We start from the raw sequence: 18,195 nt of genomic DNA, 5'->3' as shown, positions 1-18,195 counted from the left end.
CAGGATTTCTGCATAGTATAGTATGAAGTAAGAATGCAGGAAGGCGGCTATGAGACAAAGCAGTGATAAATGGAACAATTTTATTAAAAAATTAATGATTGCAGTAATCCTGATTCTGGCCGCTTTTTTAAGTCTGAAGGAAGCAGCCCAGGCAGCAGGCAGACTGGATATAAAGGATATACAAAACTGGGTCGGCGAAGGAGTTGCAGAGAGTGTCTCCCTTATCTGGCATTACCAGTATCCTGCTGCTTCCTGGGATTTAGAAGTAGAAGACGGGGAAGCGCTGTATCAGGAAAAATCTCTTGGAAGCTTATTTTGCGGGTTTTTCTTCAGCCATTCCCCCCTTTCCCGGTATACAGGCAGAAGCAGGAAGACAGCAGATTATTACGGAGAAAGTGATCCGGCATATATAAGCTATCTGGAAAGCGGGAAATTCTATGAAGAACACAGCTTTCTTCTATATGATGGAGGGGAAGAAAGCGGAGAGGACGGAAGCGTAAATGCAGGGACACATAAGGCCCAGCCAGAGACACAGGAAACCCCAGCAGAAGATGGTTCTAAGCAGGATTTAAGTGCTGTGACACAACCAGAAATCCCTGTAAATAAGGATAAAAATTCTGCGATGACCTGTGCATCAAGCAGTATCTGGCCGATTGTGGGCACCACTTACCGAAAGGAACAGCTGGCAGATTACGATTATATGATGAAGCATTTTTACAGTGTTCATACCTCTACGACCGCAGGACGTGATTTAATGAAAGCCGATCAGTTTCTTTCGGAAAATTTCACTCTGGAAGGAGGAAATGACAAACCTCAGATTCTGATCTATCACACACACTCTCAGGAAGAATATTCTGATTTCGGACCTGGGAATAAGGAAGCCACAGTGGTGGGAATCGGAACCTATTTAACGAAATTATTAACGGCAAAGGGATATAATGTCATACACGATACATCTGTTTATGATCTGCAAAACGGAAAGCTGGACAGAAATAAGGCTTATACCTACGCGCTTGACGGCATAACCGGAATTCTTCAAAAAAACCCTTCCATCGAAGTGATTATGGATATTCACCGGGATGGAGTAAACAGTGATCTGCATATGGTGAACAAGGTAAATGGAAAAATGACGGCGCCGATTATGTTTTTTAACGGAATCTGCCAGACCCCCGAAGGTCCCATTGAATATCTTCCCAATCCATACAGAGAGAAAAATCTTGCTTTCAGCTTTCAGATGCAGTTAGACAGCGCAGCTTATTTTCCGGGTCTCACCCGTAAGATCTACATAAAAGGACTTCGCTATAACCAGCATTTAAGAGCCCGGTCCACTTTGATTGAAGTAGGTGCCCAGACCAATTCCTATCAGGAAGCATTAAATGCCATGGAACCACTTTCAGAGGTTCTGGATATGGTCTTAAAAGGAAATTAAACAAAGAACATACTGGTACTATAAAAGCTGGAGGCCTGTTTTTATATCAGGTTTATCCAGCTTTAATTATTCTTAAAAAAATGCTTTCTGCAACGGGCAAACTAATTGCATCTTAAATTGGGATATGTTACCATAAGTACAAGGAACAATCGTGTCACTGCAGGGGCGTTGGCCTTCCATCATTACATAGATGGGAGGTGATGCGGATGAAATATGACTTTAAGGACCTTATGGCCTTTGGTACATTCATTTTAGCATTACTTACCTTTATTTTTTATAATTGTAAGTAGCGTATTTCTATAAAGACCTGGTAACAGGCATAGAAAAACCACCCTTGTATACTTTGGACGGTAGCAAGGATGGATTTCTATCATTGTCATTGGCCAACCCCTTGTATTGGGGCGGTTGTTTCTTTACTATTATTCTAATACATATTTACTCAATTTGCAAGCGAAAATAGTAATAGGGACTGCGTAAATTTATCTTCGGATTGAATGGTGCAGAGTTCACCCACGATGCTCTGATAACGTATCAGGCAATGACTTGTGGCTTTAATATACATCATTTTTGCATTCGAAACAAGCCCTGAGCTTGATTGCAGAGCAATGATGACGAGCAAAGTGTCTTCCTGATATTTACCTGGCTTTGTATCATAATCCCCAGATATGAGAATTAAAGTATACGATTTTCTTGTTCTGAAGAGAGATACTATGTGATATTCGGTCCGTATATTTTCCCAGCTCTCCGTGCCGATTTCTTTCTGACCTTTGGATCACTTCTCCGCTCAGAACATCGTATTCGGCACCTACCGCCTTAGGAAGCTCCTTCTTTTGGTATCTCACTAATTCCAGCATATCGCCTCCGTTTAGATAATACGCCCGCAGCTGTGCCATCTTTCCCGCTCCCTTTCGGCTCCAGCCCATTGGCCTTGAACTCATACGACTTGAGAGTACATGGCTTACATGGCCTTCTGTACTGCTTCCTTTTACTCCATCCTGATGACTTAACCTTAGCTTTGCTGCTGTCCAGTTAGACAAAATGTATTCCCTGGCTTCCCTAATTCTTTTTACTCCTGTTTCGTCCTTCAGATATTCTTCCAAACGGTCCACCAGCCTTGTGAATTCCTTCTTTGTTTTGCTTCTGATCACTTTCCTGAGTTCATCTGCCGCATCATCGCGGCTGTCTTTCATATGGCTCGTAAGTTTTGTCAAATATTTTTCCAGATGAAATTCATCCAGTACATAGGTAACTCCTTCCAGACGATTCATTCCGGCCTTAATCCAGCCTCCACCATCTGCATTTAAATATATATTTTTGACTGTTTCCAGTTCATAGTGGTTTGTGATATAGTCATTTATTTCATCCCAAAACTTTAGATTATCCTCTCCTGTATTCACTCTGCAAAAATAATACGGATTAACCAGACGGTGCCGTTTACTCTTCGGTGATTCGTTTTCTATTCCTTCGTAAACATAGACCAGTTTTGCTATCAGGTTGTTATTTTTCTGATGGTTCTCATTTTCCCGCAGATCGCCTTTCTTCTCGCGCCATTGCAAAGATACATGATCTTCATCGGCATCGATATAGAGATAGTCTACTTTCTTCTTTTCTGCCTTTACCTCATGCATTGGAAAATTCAACTGATGGAGTTTGTTCTTTACCGTCTGCTTGCTCACTTCGCTTGTCAGACTGGTTTCTTCTCCACCCCGCCGGTAAGAAGTTTGTACTGCCTCATTTAACAGTCTTGCTTCTGCGTCTTGAGTGAGTCTTTCATTCCGCTCCAGACCAAGGATTCTATCCAGCAGATATTCACTGCTTCCTGTCTCTTTGTTGGTGAATAATGTTTTGCGGAATGTGACAGTTCCCAAAGAAGTCACCAGCTGCTTTGTTGTATGAGACTCTACAATCCAATGTTTTAATCGGATAGGGCTGTCCTGAAGCATTTGGTCCATTGTTTCTAAGGAATCCTGTATCATTCGTAACCCCAGGTTATGGAGCTCTGCAGTCATACTGATTATGTATTCTGCCATTTGCAGCGGATTTTTCATAAAATTATCTTCAAGTTTTTCAAATCTGTTGATGCATTCTTCCTCAAAATATCGTATACTATTAATCATAGAGAACACCAATCCTTTGTTTGTATTAGTTTGTCGCTAAATACTTTATCACAAAGTGGTGTTCTCTTTTTATTTATTTCCCATTATCCGAATAAAACTTTACGCTAGCTAGTAATAGGATTCAGGCAAATCAACGCTTTCCCGGTGGACAACCGGTGATTTTAATGGTATATTTGAAGACATTAGAAACATCAGAAAAGAGGATTATACTATATGGCAGCTGCCCAGCAGAATAGAATACGTAATTTTTGCATTATTGCTCATATTGATCACGGAAAATCAACCCTTGCAGACCGTATTATAGAGAAGACAGGTTTGCTCACCAGCAGAGAGATGCAGGCTCAGATTCTTGATAATATGGATCTGGAACGGGAGCGTGGGATTACCATTAAGGCCCAGGCAGTCCGTACTGTTTATAAAGCTAATGACGGACAGGAATACATTTTTAACATGATCGATACACCAGGTCATGTTGATTTTAATTATGAGGTTTCAAGAAGTCTGGCAGCGTGTGATGGCGCTGTCCTTGTGGTGGATGCTTCCCAGGGAATTGAAGCCCAGACACTTGCTAACGTTTATATGGCACTGGATCACGATCTGGATGTATTTCCGGTTCTCAATAAAATCGACCTTCCCAGTGCGGAGCCGGAGCGGGTGGTTGAGGAGATAGAAGATGTGATCGGAATTGAAGCTCACGATGCTCCCAGAATTTCCGCCAAGACAGGTTTGAATGTGGAAGCGGTACTTGAAGCGATTGTTGAGAAGATTCCAGCACCTGTTGGTGATCCGTCTGCTCCGCTCCAGGCCCTTATCTTTGATTCCCTTTACGATTCTTACAAAGGCGTAATCGTATTCTTCCGTGTGAAGGAAGGAACGGTTAAAAAAGGAGACAAGGTACGCATGATGGCCACAGGTGCGGTAGAAGAGGTGGTAGAAGTGGGATATTTCGGCGCAGGACAGTTTTTACCCTGTGAAGAGCTGTCGGCAGGTATGGTTGGATATTTAACCGCCAGCATCAAGAACGTGAAGGATACGGCAGTGGGAGATACCATTACCCATGCAGACAGGCCTTGCAAATCTGCACTGCCAGGTTATAAAAAAGTAACCTCCATGGTTTACTGCGGTCTGTATCCGGCAGACGGAGCACGTTACAACGATCTGCGTGATGCACTTGAGAAACTTCAGCTTAACGATGCCTCCTTATTCTTTGAACCGGAGACATCTCTGGCACTGGGCTTCGGGTTCCGATGCGGATTTTTAGGTCTTCTTCACCTGGAAGTCATTCAGGAACGTCTGGAGCGGGAATACAATTTAGACCTTGTTACGACCGCACCAGGTGTTGTATATTATGTATTTAAAAAGAATGGGGAGAAGCTGGAACTGACCAATCCCTCCAATCTGCCTGATCCAACTGAGATTGAATATATGGAAGAGCCAATTGTCAGTGCGGAAATTATGGTTACAACTGAATTTGTTGGAGCCATTATGAAGCTTTGCCAGGAACGCCGGGGTGTTTATCTTGGAATGGAATATATGGAAGCCACCAGAGCGCTGCTTAAATATGAGCTTCCGCTGAATGAAATCATATATGACTTTTTTGATGCACTGAAATCCCGTTCCAGAGGATACGCTTCCTTTGATTATGAACTCAAGGGCTATGAAAAGTCCGAACTGGTAAAACTGGACATTTTAGTCAACAAAGAAGAAGTGGATGCCCTTTCCTTTATCGTTCACGCGGAGTCCGCGTATGAACGTGGCAGAAGAATGTGTGAAAAATTAAAGGATGAGATACCCAGACAGCTCTTTGAGATTCCCATTCAGGCAGCCATCGGTGGCAAGATCATCGCCCGTGAGACAGTAAAAGCCATGAGAAAAGATGTACTTGCCAAATGCTACGGCGGTGATATTTCACGTAAGAAGAAACTTCTTGAAAAACAGAAAGAAGGTAAGAAACGTATGCGCCAGGTCGGTAACGTTGAGATACCGCAGAAGGCATTTATGAGCGTACTGAAATTAGATGATGAATAAAAAAAAATTAGAGATTTATGTGCATATTCCATTTTGTGCACAAAAATGCGCTTACTGTGATTTCTTATCATTTCCAGGAAACAGGCAGATGCAGCAGGAATATATTGACCGGCTTTTGGAAGAGATAAAATACCAGAGTGAATATGCCAAAGAATATCAGGTCATCAGTATTTTTATTGGTGGAGGGACACCCTCGATTCTGGATTTCCATCAGATGAGCGCTGTTCTGACCGCCTTAAGCCATCAGTTTGATGTTCATCCGGAGGCGGAGATTACGTTAGAAGCCAATCCGGGAACTGTAACTTCTGAGGCACTCTGTCAGTACCGGGAGGCTGGAGTAAACAGGATCAGTATGGGACTTCAGTCGGCTGATGACAAAGAACTTAAATATCTGGGAAGGATACACACCTACGACGAGTTTTTAAAAAGTTTCCAGAGAGTCCGCATGGCGGGATTTGATAACGTAAATGTAGATTTAATTTCAGCAATTCCCGGTCAGACGGTGGAATCATGGAAGAATACATTAAAAAAGGTCACCATGTTAAAACCGGAGCATATTTCTGCCTACAGCCTCATTGTGGAGGAAGGAACCCCGTTTTATGACCGTTACGGAGAGCATGTGGCATTGGACAACGATTCCATGTCAAAAGAGGAACGACGGCATCTCATGGCTCTTCCGGACCTTCCTGACGAGGATATGGAGAGAGAGATGTATTACCTGACCAGGGCATTCTTAAACGAACAGGGGTATGAGCGGTACGAGATTTCCAATTACTCCAGACCTGGATATGAATGCAGGCATAACATCGGCTACTGGACAGGAGTCGAATACTTAGGGCTGGGACTTGGTTCTTCTTCCTATATGAATGGCTGCAGGTTTCATAATACAGCCAGTTATCAGGCGTATAAGAACGGCAGATTTGGAAGAGAAGAAGATTTTGACCAGCTATTAAGGCAGGAGTTTGAACGGCTTACTACGGAACAAAAGATGGAAGAGTATATGTTTTTAGGACTCCGCCTGATAGAAGGGGTATCTGCCCAGGGGTTTGTCAGCAGCTTTGGACAGAATATACGTCACGTATACGGTCCTGTTCTTGATAAGTTAAAGCAGGATAGACTGCTTGAAATAAAAGACGGTTACTACCGTCTGACAGAGCGGGGGATTGACATCAGCAATTATGTTATGAGCCAGTTTCTGATATAACAGAAAGGTCTGCAAAGAGTGTGTTTTCCAATCTCTCTTTGCAGACCTTTTTGGTTATGTTATGGAACCAGAAAAACCTCCATATCTCTGGTTCCATAAGCCCGGGTTTCTCCATGTGTATTAAAGAAGATATCGATGTGATTTCCTTTTACACCGCCGCCGCAATCCTCTGCCGTGTAAATAACTCCGCCAATCATAAGCCGGCTTCCATAAGGAATGACTCTCGGATCAACGGAAATCGTATGTCCTGCAGTGGCAACCGTACCGGTACTGGTCCGTCCGCCCCATCTGCCGGAACAGCTTCTGCAGGGGCAGTAGGCAGTTGTTTTAAAAATGCCCAGAGAACGGATTCCTGACGCAGAGGCAAAGGAACCCACCCCATATACTCTGGAACCGGAGAGCTTCTGTCCGCCGGCATAGGCCTCCACAAGATAGGAGCCATCCCCGTAGCTGCTCCATGGGACGGATATCTCAAAACCATAATTTCCCGTGCCTGTGCCCTGATCAGCTAAATCCTTTCTGTATTTGGAGGCAGAAGAGGTCAGTTCCCCCACAACCGTTCCGGTTGTCTGGCTTGTGATTGTGACTTTAACCTCTTCGCATGCAGACGGATCTAAGCTGTTCCACGCCCAGCCTCTGACACCGGCTTCATCCGCACCGTCTATAATTCCCGGGGCCGCTCCTGCAAAGACCACGGTGGGAGATGGTATTAAAAATGCTATCATTAGTAACGTTCCTAGGAACCACTTTATTTTCTTTGAATTCTTCATGTAATACTTTCTTCCTTTCTTTTTCACAAAAAGTACATATGATTTAATATAATATAAATATATGTAACATATTTGTAATAAATAAGGTACAAGTACACATTTTACACTTTTTTCCAGATTTGTCAAGTTTTTAAAGATATTTTATGCCCGTACTCACTTTTCTTCATAAAAAAAACTGCCGGAAAGCGATTGGTACGCTTTCCGGCAGAAAATATTCAATATTCAATTTTTAATTATCTTTCTATGACAGCAAATATTTCTTTCGGTCGTCTTCCAAACGCAATGGCTTCTCCATAACTTCCAAAATAAATATCTACTTTATTACCTCTGATTCCGCTTCCGGTATCTTCTACTGTATAAACAATGTCGTCAATCATGACTTTTGTTCCAAGAGGCAGAACAGTGAGATCGGCAGATAGTGTGTGCATCGGCTTTGGTATCGTGCCGGAGTAAGTTCTCTGTTGCTTTCCTGAACTGCTGGGGCAGTAGGCCGTTGCAGAGAATATTCCGAGAGATGCTCCTTTTTCATAAACCGGACCTGTGGGTTTTGTTTCTTCTGGCTGTACTTTCTTCTCTATGCCCGGTCCTACTTCTTCACTCATCGTGGCTTCACTTGCAGTAGCTACCGTTCCGGTACTGTTCTTTTTCATTTGGTTATCCGTTTTAACACTCCAGGACTGTTGGTTTGCTGTACTCTGGCTTTCAGCCGTCTGGGCAGCCAATGCAGTAGTGGATAACAGCAGAATACAAAGGAGTGTCAGGAATCCGGTGACCCGTATTCGTCTTGAAAAACTATTCATGATTTACCTCGCAATCGTGTTGTTATGGTGTATCAATTACCATTATATTACAAAAGTGTTAAAAGTCAAGAAAAAAATGTCACAGGGTTTGTAATATTTGATAGAATTTTGATATAAATTGGACATGCTGGTAATAAAAACTTCATTTAAAAATTTTTAGGAATGTATTGACAAATGTAGAAAAAAAGAATATATTATGAAAAGAAGATGTTAGCACTCCTGAACGTTGAGTGCTAACAGAACACTCAGAAAGGAGCGTGGCAGTTTGGATGATAAGGATCAACTGGATGGGCGAAAGATCATTATACTAAAAGCGATTATTAAAACTTATCTGGAAACAGGAGAGCCGGTAGGCTCCCGCACGATCTCTAAATATACAGACTTAAATTTAAGCTCCGCCACCATCCGCAATGAGATGTCTGATCTGGAAGAGATGGGTTTTATTATGCAGCCCCATACCTCTGCAGGAAGGATTCCTTCCGATAAAGGATACCGCTTCTATGTAAATCAGATTCTTCAGGAAAAAGAAGATGAGTTTACAGAGATCAAGGATTTAATGCTGAAACGTGTGGACAGGGTAGAGCTTCTGCTCAAGCAGATGGCAAAGCTGCTTGCACAGAATACCAATTATGCAGCCATGATCAGCGCGCCCCAGTACCATCGCAATAAATTAAAGTTTATCCAGCTGTCTAAGGTTGATGCAGGAAAACTTCTTGTTGTGATTGTGGTTGAAGGCAATATTATAAAGAACACCATAATCCCTGTTCGTTCAGATTTGAGCGATGAAGGGCTTTTGAATCTTAATATTCTTTTAAATAATGCTTTAAACGGGCTTTCGATAGAAGAGATTAATTTAGGAGTAATCAGCAGACTGAAGGTTCAGGCTGGTCCTCACAGTGAAGTGGTGGATCAGGTATTGTCTGAAGTAGCAGCAGCAATTAGAGCCGATGACGAAGATCTTCAGATTTATACCAGCGGCGCAACTAACATTTTTAAATATCCCGAGCTTAGCGATGGAGAAAAAGCAAGTCAGTTAATCGGTGCACTGGAACAGAAGGAACTGCTGCAGGAACTGGTAGATGATGTTAACAGTTCGGAAAGAAGTTCCGGAATACAGGTATACATCGGAGATGAGGCGCCTGTACAGACGATGAAGGACTGTAGTATTGTTACTGCGAATTATGAGCTTGGGGAAGGATTAAGAGGCACAATTGGTATTATCGGTCCTAAGCGGATGGATTATGAAAAGGTATTAAATACGCTGAGAAATTTAATGATCCAGCTGGATACAATATTGAAAAAAGAGGAAAGGTAAAGGGTAGAATATTGAGCATGGAAGATGTTAAAACAGACGGACAGCAGGCGGATGAGACGATCAGTCAGGAAGACGCCGTATCCGCTGAAAAAGAGATAGAGGAAACCTGTGAATGCAGCGAAGAAGCTGTGCAGGAAGAGCCGGAAAATTCAGAGGATGATGGCAAAGAGGATTCTGGAAAGAAAGGCTTCTTCGGCAAGAAAAAAGAGAAAAAAGATTTAAAAGATGAGAAGATAGAAGAGCTGACAGAACGTCTCCAGCGGTCGATGGCAGAATTTGACAACTTTAGAAAACGTACAGAAAAAGAAAAATCAGCCATGTTTGAAATCGGAGCCAGGGATATCATTGAGAGAATCCTTCCCGTAGTGGATAATTTTGAACGGGGACTGGCAGCAGTTCCGGAAGAGGAAAAGGAATCACCATTTGCTGACGGAATGGAGAAAATCTATAAACAGCTGATGAAAACACTGGAAGAGGCAGGCGTTAAGCCGATTGAAGCGGTTGGAATGCCGTTTGATCCCAATTACCATAATGCAGTGATGCATGTGGAAGATGATTCTCTGGGCGAGAATGTGGTTGCCCAGGAACTTCAGAAAGGTTACACCTATCGGGATACCGTGGTAAGACACTCCATGGTGCAGGTAGCTAATTAACAACATAAATCAGAAACATACACAATTTTGTTTATCAAATAGGAGGAAAAAACTATGGGTAAGATCATTGGAATCGACTTAGGAACAACAAACAGCTGTGTAGCCGTTATGGAAGGCGGTAAACCGGTTGTTATTCCCAACAGCGAAGGCGTTAGAACAACACCATCAATTGTTGCATTTACAAAAAACGGAGAGAGACTGGTTGGTGAACCTGCAAAACGTCAGGCAGTAACCAATGCGGACCGCACCATCTCTTCCATCAAAAGACATATGGGTACTGACTATAAAGTAACCATTGACGGTAAGAATTACAGCCCTCAGGAAATCTCTGCTATGATTCTTCGGAAATTGAAAGCTGATGCAGAGGCATATTTAGGAGAAAAAGTTACGGAAGCAGTTATTACAGTACCGGCTTATTTCAACGATGCACAGCGTCAGGCAACAAAGGATGCAGGTAAAATTGCAGGTCTTGATGTAAAGCGTATCATCAACGAGCCGACAGCAGCAGCGCTTGCTTACGGTCTTGATAACGAAAAAGAGCAGAAGATTATGGTTTACGATTTAGGAGGCGGTACATTCGACATTTCCATCATTGAAATCGGTGACGGAGTTATTGAAGTACTTTCTACCAATGGTGATACCCATTTAGGTGGTGATGATTTCGACAACCGTCTGACACAGTGGATGGTGGATGAATTCAAAAAGGCAGAGGGTGTTGATTTATCCGCTGATAAGATGGCTATGCAGAGACTGAAAGAAGCTGCTGAAAAGGCAAAGAAGGAATTATCCTCTTCTACTACCACAAACATCAACTTACCTTTCATTACAGCAACAGCAGAAGGCCCGAAACATCTGGATATGAATTTATCCAGAGCAAAATTTGATGAACTGACACTGGATTTAATTGAACGCACCGCAGTTCCGGTACAGAGCGCATTAAAAGATGCAGGTATCACAGCAGCAGAGCTTGGAAAAGTACTTTTAGTCGGCGGATCTACCCGTATGCTGGCAGCACAGGAGAAGGTAAAACAGCTGACAGGCAAAGAACCTTCCAAATCCTTAAATCCGGATGAGTGTGTGGCAATCGGCGCAAGTATCCAGGGCGGCAAGCTTGCAGGCGATGCAGGTGCAGGAGATATTCTTCTTCTTGACGTAACACCTCTTTCCTTATCCATTGAGACAATGGGCGGTGTTGCAACCAGACTGATTGAGAGAAACACAACAATTCCTACAAAGAAGAGCCAGGTTTTCTCCACAGCAGCAGATAACCAGACAGCAGTAGATATCCATGTAGTACAGGGTGAAAGACAGTTCGCAAGAGATAACAAGACTCTCGGACAGTTCCGTCTGGATGGAATTCCGCCAGCAAGAAGAGGTGTTCCGCAGATCGAAGTTACATTCGATATCGATGCCAACGGTATTGTTAATGTTTCTGCTAAGGACTTAGGAACAGGCAAAGAGCAGCACATTACCATCACTTCCGGATCCAACATGTCCGACTCCGACATTGATAAGGCTGTGAAAGAAGCGGCTGAATATGAGGCTCAGGATAAGAAGCGTAAGGAAGGCATTGATGCCAGAAATGACGCAGATTCCATGGTATTCCAGACAGAGAAGGCTTTACAGGAAGTGGGAGATAAGATCTCTGAGAATGATAAAGCAACAGTAGAAGCTGACTTAAATGCATTAAAAGAAGCAATTAACAGAGCACCAATCGAAGAAATGACAGATGCTCAGATTGATGATATCAAGGCAGGCAAGGAAAAACTGATGACCAGTGCACAGGCATTGTTTGCAAAGGTATATGAGCAGGCACAGTCTCAGGGCGGAGCAGAAGCAGGTCCTGACATGGGAGCAGCAGGAGCTTCTTACCAGGACAGCGATGTGGTAGACGGAGACTATAAAGAAGTTTAATAAGAAGTCGTTTGACAGGGCTTTGGGAAAAGTGTTGTAGGAATACAGCACTTTTTCCGCAGGAATAAATTCCCTACAATTATGAGAGGTAGACCTAAGATGGCAGAAAGTAAAAAAGATTATTATGAAATCCTTGGTGTTTCCAAAGATGCAGATGATGCAGCGCTTAAGAAGGCCTATCGAGCATTGGCTAAAAAATACCATCCGGATACGAACCCTGGAGATACTGCCGCTGCAGAAAAGTTTAAACAGGCCTCCGAAGCATATAGTGTTTTAAGTGATCCCGATAAGAGACGCCAGTATGACCAGTTTGGTTCTGCTGCATTTGACGGAAGCGGCGGAGCAGGCGGTTTCGGCGGTTTTGATTTTAATGGAGCGGATATGGGAGATATCTTCGGAGACATTTTCGGAGATATCTTTGGCGGCGGAAGAAGAACCGCCCAGTATAACGGTCCGTTAAAGGGAGCCAACTTAAGAACCAGCATCCGGATCAGCTTTGAAGAAGCAATTTTTGGCTGTGAGCGGGAAATTGAGATCAATTTTAAGGAAGAGTGCGCTTCCTGTCACGGAAGCGGTGCAAAAGCAGGGACTTCCCCGGTAACCTGCCACAAATGTAACGGCAAGGGCAAGATCATGTACACCCAGCAATCCTTTTTTGGACAGATACAAAACGTACAGACCTGTCCGGACTGCGGCGGTACCGGCAAGGTGATCAAAGAGAAATGCCCGGATTGCTATGGAACCGGATATATAACGAAAAGAAAGAAGATCAAAGTAACCATTCCGGCTGGAATTGATAACGGACAGTCTGTCCGTTTAGCTGGAGCAGGAGAACCTGGAAGCAACGGCGGAGAAAGAGGAGACCTTCTGGTAGAAGCAGTGGTATCCAATCACCCCATCTTTAAGCGCCAGGATACCAGTATTTTCTCCACGGTTCCGATTTCTTTTGTAAAAGCGGCGCTGGGCGGAACGATACTGATTAAAACAGTAGATGGCGATGTGGAATATGAAGTAAAACCAGGAACCCAGACAGATACCAAGGTGCGCTTAAAAGGAAAGGGTGTTCCTACTCTGAGAAACCGTGCCGTCAGAGGGGATCATTATGTCACACTGGTAGTTTCCGTGCCTGAGCGGCTGACAGAAGCACAGAAAGAGGCCCTTAGAAGTTTTGATGATGCGATGAACGGTAATTCCGACAGCGATAAACATAAAAAGAAGGGACTTTTTAAATAAAACTTTTACATGTACATGTCACAGGAAGGGGGAAGGTATGAACGGGGTAAGGAAAAAAATGGTATGGGCAGCAGCAGTCATGGGAATGATGATCCTGCTGTCCATGAATGCATGGGCAGACTATGACAGGTCCGTGAGGGACTTTCCGGGATGGAATGGTTCCGGAACGAAAGTAAACGGACCGTATAACTCAGATTGCTTCTGGGATGACGAGGATGAAGATGAAGACGGTCCCGGGGACTATGGTTATGTAAGAGGGTGGTACTACAGCCCTGCAGGCTGGTGGTTCCAGTATGGGGACGGAAGCTGGCCGAATAACTGCTGGAAATATTTAAATGGCAGGTGGTACCGGTTTGACCAGGGAGGTCATATGCTGACTGGCTGGTATACAGACGAGTCCGGATCTAAGTATTATTTAAATCCGGTGGACGACGGAATGCTTGGCGCCATGAGAACCGGTTGGCAGCTGATTGATAGTAAGGCCTATTATTTTAATACCATGTCGGATGGAACACTGGGCAGGCTCCTTTTAAATACAGTCACACCGGATGGATATAAGGTGGGGGCTGACGGGGCATGGGTTCAGTAAGATCCGTTTCATATAAAAAAAACAGGAGAAATTTGTAATGACTGATCAGCCATTCAAATTCCTCCTGTTTTTCATTACAAATTCTAATTGCCTTTAGATTGTAATTTTGTAAAAAAGATTCTGTTCCGGTTCCGGACACTCAGGCGGGTGTGATGGGGTGTAATGCATCAAGGAATTTCGTTTACTTGATATTTTTTTTGCCCTTATATCCGGTACGGAACAAAAGTCTTTTTCATCCGTTCAATTAGTTAATGCAGTAGGAGTAATTTTTATTGCATACTTTTTAAAAAAATTTCAAAAAAATATTTTTTTTCGGAATATACCCTGAAATGCCTTGTTTTCTGCGCTTGCAACCCATATCATTGTATGTTATGATATCATGTGGTTTTCCTTATGAAGGATCTATATTCGAAGAGGAACCTACAAAAGAAAGGAAACAGACGATGATTCAATATTTTATTGTGTGTCCTCTCGTTTTTCTTGCGGGCCTTATGGATTCCATTGCCGGTGGGGGAGGACTGATCTCACTGCCTGCCTATCTTGCAGCAGGAATACCGCCTCATCTCGCAATTGGAACAAATAAGCTGGGATCTGCCATGGGAACAGTGGTATCTACGGCAAGGTTTGCGAAAAATGGTTATATAAAAGTGAAGCTGTCTTTGGGTGCTGCGCTTTTGGCTATGGCTGGTTCTGTAATCGGAGCTCATTTATCCATGCTGGCCAGCGAACAGGTGTTAAAGACCATGATGCTGGTGGCTTTACCGGTTGTTGCATTTTATGTTTTAAAAAATAAAGATATGGGAGAGCAGAAGGATAAAAAGGAAATATCTGAGAAAAAAATGATTCTGGTTGCTATGGGAGCAGCCCTTGTAATTGGCTGCTATGACGGTTTTTACGGTCCTGGTACGGGAACATTTTTAATACTTATTCTGACCGGACTTGCAGGTATGGATATCAGGAATGCATCCGGAACGACAAAGGTTATTAACTTATCTTCCAATATAGCGGCTCTCATAACATTTTTAATAAATGGAAAAGTATTAATTCCGCTGGGGCTTACAGCCGGCCTCTTCTGTATTGCCGGACATTACATCGGTTCAGGACTTGTGGTAAAAAACGGTCTGAAGATTGTCCGTCCTGTTGTCCTGGCAGTACTCTTGTGTCTCTTTGTGAAAATTATAAAAGGATAGGGAAATAGTTATGAAATGGAAAAAATTTACGCTTACAACAACAACGGAAGCTGTTGATCTGGTCAGCAGCATGTTTGATGAAATTGGAATTGAAGGAATTGAAATAGAAGATAATATTCCTCTTACAGAGGCGGAGACAAAGGGGATGTTTATTGATATTCTTCCGGAACTGCCGCCTGACGAGGGGATCGCCAGAGTCAGTTTCTATCTGGACCCGGACTCCGATACCAATATTGATGAAATGTTAGAAAAGGTGGAGCAGGGTCTGAATGAACTTTCCATGTTTACCGATCTGGGAGCACGTACCATTGAGACCAGCGAGACAGAGGATAAGGACTGGATAAATAACTGGAAGCAGTATTTTAAACCATTTACAGTTGACGATATTCTAATTAAGCCTACCTGGGAAGAAATTCCCGAAGAACATAAGAATAAGCTTTTAATAGAAATTGATCCGGGAACAGCATTTGGCACAGGACAGCATGAAACAACACAGCTTTGCATACGCCAGCTGAAAAAATATGTGACACCGGATACCCTTATTCTCGATGTGGGCACAGGAAGCGGGATTCTTGGAATCACAGCGTTAAAATTGGGTGCCAGAGAGGTATTCGGAACAGATCTGGATGAGAACGCCATTACAGCTGTTATGGAAAATATGGAATCCAACCACATTGATCCCGGCAAGTTTCATGTTTTAAAGGGAAATATCATCGATGAAAAAGAAGTAAAAGAAGCTGCAGGCTTTGAAAAATATGATGTTGTAGTCGCTAATATTCTGGCTGATGTCATTATCCCCCTGCAAAAGGAAATCCCTGTTCATATGAAGAAGGGCGCTGTTTTTATTACTTCAGGTATCATTAATATGAAAGAAGAAGCGGTGAAACAGGCATTTGCTGCCAACGATGCTTTTGAACTGGTGGAGATTACCTATCAGGGTGAATGGGTTTCTGTGACGGTAAGGAAGAAATAGGAGCGCGTCCTGCGGACATACCTTTATGTCCAAAGAACATGGACAGAAAAGAGGAAATCATGTACCATTTTTTTGTGAAGCAGGAGCAGATCACAGAGACAACGGTCCGGATCTCAGGAACTGATGTGAATCATATTAAAAATGTCCTGCGCATGGGACCGGGAGAAGAAATCCTGCTCAGTAACGGAGTGGATAAGGATTACTTATGTGAGATTGAATCCGTTTCAGCTGATGAGGTAACAGCGAAGATATTAGAAGTCCGTGAAGGCGGCTCTGAGCTGCCTGTAAAACTTTATCTGTTTCAGGGACTTCCCAAAAGCGATAAGATGGAGCTGATCATACAAAAGGCAGTTGAACTTGGCGTATATCAGATTATTCCTGTTGAAACAAAGCGTGCTGTGGTGAAGCTTGATAAGAAGAAAGAGGAATCCAAAATCAAACGATGGTCCGCTGTTTCAGAAAGCGCGGCAAAGCAGTCCAAGCGGCTTTTAATACCGGAAGTGACAGGTGTGAAGACTCTTCGGGAAGCGTTTGAATATGCAAAGGAGTTTGATATACTTTTACTTCCTTTTGAGCACGCAGAAGGTATGACACAGACCAGAGAGATTTTCTCCCTTATAAAACCGGGTATGAAAGTCGGGATCTTTATTGGGCCGGAAGGCGGCTTTGAAGACGGAGAAGTGGAACTGGGAGGAACGTACGGCGCGAATACAATTACACTGGGGAAACGGATTTTACGCACGGAAACAGCAGGACTTTTTGTCCTGTCCGTACTGGCGTTTCAGTTGGAAAGCGTTTAAGGAGATGACTTAAATGGAAGCATATTTTGATAATTCGGCTACAACCAGAGTTCTGGAGCCGGTAAAAGACATTGTGATAAAAACAATGATGGAGGATTATGGAAACCCATCTGCAAGGCATAAAAAAGGACTGGATGCGGAACGGTATATCAAAGAAGCAGCAGAAACCATAGCCGGAACCTTAAAGGTGGCTGCAAAGGAGATCGTTTTTACTTCCGGAGGATCAGAGTCCAACAATATGGCGCTTATAGAGACTGCCATGGCCAATAAACGGGCGGGAAATCATATCATCAGTACCGGAATTGAACACGCGTCCGTATACAACCCTCTTGCCTATCTGGAAGAGCAGGGATTTCGGGTGACGTATCTTTCTGTGAATGAACATGGGCATATCAGCTTACAGGAGCTGGAAGATGCAATCTGTCCGGAGACCATTCTTGTTTCCATTATGTATGTGAACAATGAGATCGGTGCCATTGAGCCGGTGGAAGCCATTTCAAAAGTGATTAAGAAGAAAAACCCCAATATTTTATTCCATGTTGATGCCATTCAGGCATATGGAAAGCTTTTAATCCGGCCAAAGAGCCAGGGAATTGATCTTCTCTCTGCAAGCGCCCATAAGATTCATGGACCGAAAGGCGCAGGTTTCCTCTATATTGACAAACGGGTTAAGATAAAACCGTTAATTTATGGCGGCGGCCAGCAAAGAGGGATGCGTTCCGGAACGGAAAATGTTCCGGGGATTGCAGGTTTATCTGCTGCGGCAAGCTTTATGTACACCAATTACAGGGAGAAAATACGGGGTATCATAGAGCTTAAGGACTATTTGATTGACAGACTTTCTGAAATAGAGGGAGTAACGATAAACAGCTTTAAGGGTGAATTGTCGGCACCACAGATAGTCAGTGCCAGTTTCTTAAATATCCGCAGTGAAGTTCTTCTTCACGCGCTGGAAGAGCGGGAGATCTATGTTTCTTCCGGGTCCGCCTGCTCATCCAATCACCCGGCTGTCAGCGGGACCTTAAAGGGAATAGGATTGAAGCCAGAGCTTCTGGATTCCACCTTAAGGTTCAGTTTTGGAGTTTTTAATACAAGAGAAGAAGTGGACTACTGCATTGATACTTTAAAGGAACTGCTGCCTGTGCTCAGACGGTATCAGAGAGGTTAGGGTTTTACAAAG

15 protein-coding genes are annotated in these 18,195 nt (G+C 43.3%); 12 read left to right on the top strand and 3 right to left on the bottom strand.

What is annotated here, in order from left to right:
• Positions 1 to 49: 49 nt before the first annotated feature.
• Positions 50 to 1,429, top strand: a complete 1,380-nt coding sequence (locus CRO04_RS17715) for a stage II sporulation protein P (RefSeq protein WP_097005572.1) — start codon at positions 50 to 52, stop codon at positions 1,427 to 1,429.
• Between the two features lie 650 nt (positions 1,430 to 2,079).
• Here CRO04_RS17715 and CRO04_RS17710 read toward each other — a convergent pair.
• Complete coding sequence (locus CRO04_RS17710) at positions 2,080 to 3,546, bottom strand: ISLre2 family transposase (protein WP_097005571.1); 1,467 nt, start codon at positions 3,544 to 3,546, stop codon at positions 2,080 to 2,082.
• Between the two features lie 213 nt (positions 3,547 to 3,759).
• Here CRO04_RS17710 and lepA point away from each other — a divergent pair, with 213 nt between their 5' ends.
• Together lepA and hemW are read left to right on the top strand one after the other, a co-directional pair.
• Positions 3,760 to 5,574, top strand: a complete 1,815-nt coding sequence (gene lepA / locus CRO04_RS17705; RefSeq protein WP_097005570.1) for a translation elongation factor 4 — start codon at positions 3,760 to 3,762, stop codon at positions 5,572 to 5,574.
• Positions 5,564 to 6,778, top strand: coding sequence for a radical SAM family heme chaperone HemW (gene hemW / locus CRO04_RS17700; RefSeq protein ID WP_097005569.1), 1,215 nt, complete (start codon positions 5,564 to 5,566; stop codon positions 6,776 to 6,778). The genes lepA and hemW overlap by 11 nt, the downstream gene beginning before the upstream one ends.
• A 59-nt stretch (positions 6,779 to 6,837) precedes the next feature.
• Here the strand turns inward: hemW and CRO04_RS17695 are convergent, their stop codons facing one another.
• A complete protein-coding gene (locus CRO04_RS17695) occupies positions 6,838 to 7,503 on the bottom strand; it encodes a 3D domain-containing protein (RefSeq protein ID WP_242974536.1) in 666 nt (221 codons plus the stop codon).
• 278 nt (positions 7,504 to 7,781) lie between these two features.
• A complete protein-coding gene (locus CRO04_RS17690) occupies positions 7,782 to 8,348 on the bottom strand; it encodes a 3D domain-containing protein (RefSeq protein WP_097005567.1) in 567 nt (188 codons plus the stop codon).
• A gap of 265 nt (positions 8,349 to 8,613) precedes the next feature.
• Here CRO04_RS17690 and hrcA point away from each other — a divergent pair, with 265 nt between their 5' ends.
• From hrcA to CRO04_RS17645, 9 genes are all read left to right on the top strand, one after another.
• Positions 8,614 to 9,663 (top strand): heat-inducible transcriptional repressor HrcA, encoded by a 1,050-nt coding sequence (gene hrcA, locus CRO04_RS17685; RefSeq protein ID WP_097005566.1) that lies wholly within the window; start codon positions 8,614 to 8,616, stop codon positions 9,661 to 9,663.
• Between the two features lie 17 nt (positions 9,664 to 9,680).
• Positions 9,681 to 10,316, top strand: a complete 636-nt coding sequence (grpE, locus tag CRO04_RS17680) for a nucleotide exchange factor GrpE (RefSeq protein ID WP_097005565.1) — start codon at positions 9,681 to 9,683, stop codon at positions 10,314 to 10,316.
• A 54-nt stretch (positions 10,317 to 10,370) separates the two neighbouring features.
• Complete coding sequence (dnaK, locus tag CRO04_RS17675) at positions 10,371 to 12,230, top strand: molecular chaperone DnaK (RefSeq protein WP_097005564.1); 1,860 nt, start codon at positions 10,371 to 10,373, stop codon at positions 12,228 to 12,230.
• A 99-nt stretch (positions 12,231 to 12,329) separates the two neighbouring features.
• Positions 12,330 to 13,463 carry a molecular chaperone DnaJ gene (gene dnaJ / locus CRO04_RS17670; RefSeq protein WP_097005563.1) on the top strand — a complete coding sequence of 378 codons (1,134 nt, stop codon included), beginning with the start codon at positions 12,330 to 12,332 and terminating at the stop codon, positions 13,461 to 13,463.
• Between the two features lie 37 nt (positions 13,464 to 13,500).
• On the top strand, positions 13,501 to 14,052 hold the full coding sequence (locus CRO04_RS17665) for a glucan-binding protein (protein WP_097005562.1): 552 nt from the start codon (positions 13,501 to 13,503) through the stop codon (positions 14,050 to 14,052).
• Positions 14,053 to 14,495: 443 nt separating this feature from the next.
• Entirely contained in the window at positions 14,496 to 15,242 is a 747-nt protein-coding gene (locus CRO04_RS17660) for a sulfite exporter TauE/SafE family protein (RefSeq protein ID WP_097005561.1), read from the top strand.
• Positions 15,243 to 15,252: 10 nt separating this feature from the next.
• The gene (gene prmA, locus CRO04_RS17655) at positions 15,253 to 16,215 is read left to right on the top strand and encodes a 50S ribosomal protein L11 methyltransferase (RefSeq protein ID WP_097005560.1); all 963 of its coding nucleotides are present in this window, start codon (positions 15,253 to 15,255) and stop codon (positions 16,213 to 16,215) included.
• A 59-nt stretch (positions 16,216 to 16,274) separates the two neighbouring features.
• Entirely contained in the window at positions 16,275 to 17,015 is a 741-nt protein-coding gene (locus CRO04_RS17650) for a 16S rRNA (uracil(1498)-N(3))-methyltransferase (protein WP_097005632.1), read from the top strand.
• A 13-nt stretch (positions 17,016 to 17,028) separates the two neighbouring features.
• Complete coding sequence (locus tag CRO04_RS17645; protein ID WP_097005559.1) at positions 17,029 to 18,183, top strand: cysteine desulfurase family protein; 1,155 nt, start codon at positions 17,029 to 17,031, stop codon at positions 18,181 to 18,183.
• Positions 18,184 to 18,195: the final 12 nt, after the last annotated feature.

It is taken from the genome of Lacrimispora amygdalina, assembly GCF_900205965.1.
GTDB lineage: Bacteria > Bacillota > Clostridia > Lachnospirales > Lachnospiraceae > Lacrimispora > Lacrimispora amygdalina_A.
The sequence above is the reverse complement of the archived record's forward strand: the minus strand, read 5'-3'. Positions and strand labels throughout refer to the sequence as shown.

Excerpts from the sequence above, each read along its gene's own strand:
- CRO04_RS17715 (WP_097005572.1), top strand. The coding sequence starts at position 50 with ATGAGACAAAGCAGTGATAAATGGAACAATTTTATTAAAAAATTAATG.
- CRO04_RS17710 (WP_097005571.1), bottom strand. The coding sequence starts at position 3,546 with ATGATTAATAGTATACGATATTTTGAGGAAGAATGCATCAACAGATTT.
- lepA (WP_097005570.1), top strand. The coding sequence starts at position 3,760 with ATGGCAGCTGCCCAGCAGAATAGAATACGTAATTTTTGCATTATTGCT.
- hemW (WP_097005569.1), top strand. The coding sequence starts at position 5,564 with ATGATGAATAAAAAAAAATTAGAGATTTATGTGCATATTCCATTTTGT.
- CRO04_RS17695 (WP_242974536.1), bottom strand. The coding sequence starts at position 7,503 with ATGATAGCATTTTTAATACCATCTCCCACCGTGGTCTTTGCAGGAGCG.
- CRO04_RS17690 (WP_097005567.1), bottom strand. The coding sequence starts at position 8,348 with ATGAATAGTTTTTCAAGACGAATACGGGTCACCGGATTCCTGACACTC.
- grpE (WP_097005565.1), top strand. The coding sequence starts at position 9,681 with ATGGAAGATGTTAAAACAGACGGACAGCAGGCGGATGAGACGATCAGT.
- dnaK (WP_097005564.1), top strand. The coding sequence starts at position 10,371 with ATGGGTAAGATCATTGGAATCGACTTAGGAACAACAAACAGCTGTGTA.
- dnaJ (WP_097005563.1), top strand. The coding sequence starts at position 12,330 with ATGGCAGAAAGTAAAAAAGATTATTATGAAATCCTTGGTGTTTCCAAA.
- CRO04_RS17665 (WP_097005562.1), top strand. The coding sequence starts at position 13,501 with ATGAACGGGGTAAGGAAAAAAATGGTATGGGCAGCAGCAGTCATGGGA.
- CRO04_RS17660 (WP_097005561.1), top strand. The coding sequence starts at position 14,496 with ATGATTCAATATTTTATTGTGTGTCCTCTCGTTTTTCTTGCGGGCCTT.
- prmA (WP_097005560.1), top strand. The coding sequence starts at position 15,253 with ATGAAATGGAAAAAATTTACGCTTACAACAACAACGGAAGCTGTTGAT.
- CRO04_RS17650 (WP_097005632.1), top strand. The coding sequence starts at position 16,275 with ATGTACCATTTTTTTGTGAAGCAGGAGCAGATCACAGAGACAACGGTC.
- CRO04_RS17645 (WP_097005559.1), top strand. The coding sequence starts at position 17,029 with ATGGAAGCATATTTTGATAATTCGGCTACAACCAGAGTTCTGGAGCCG.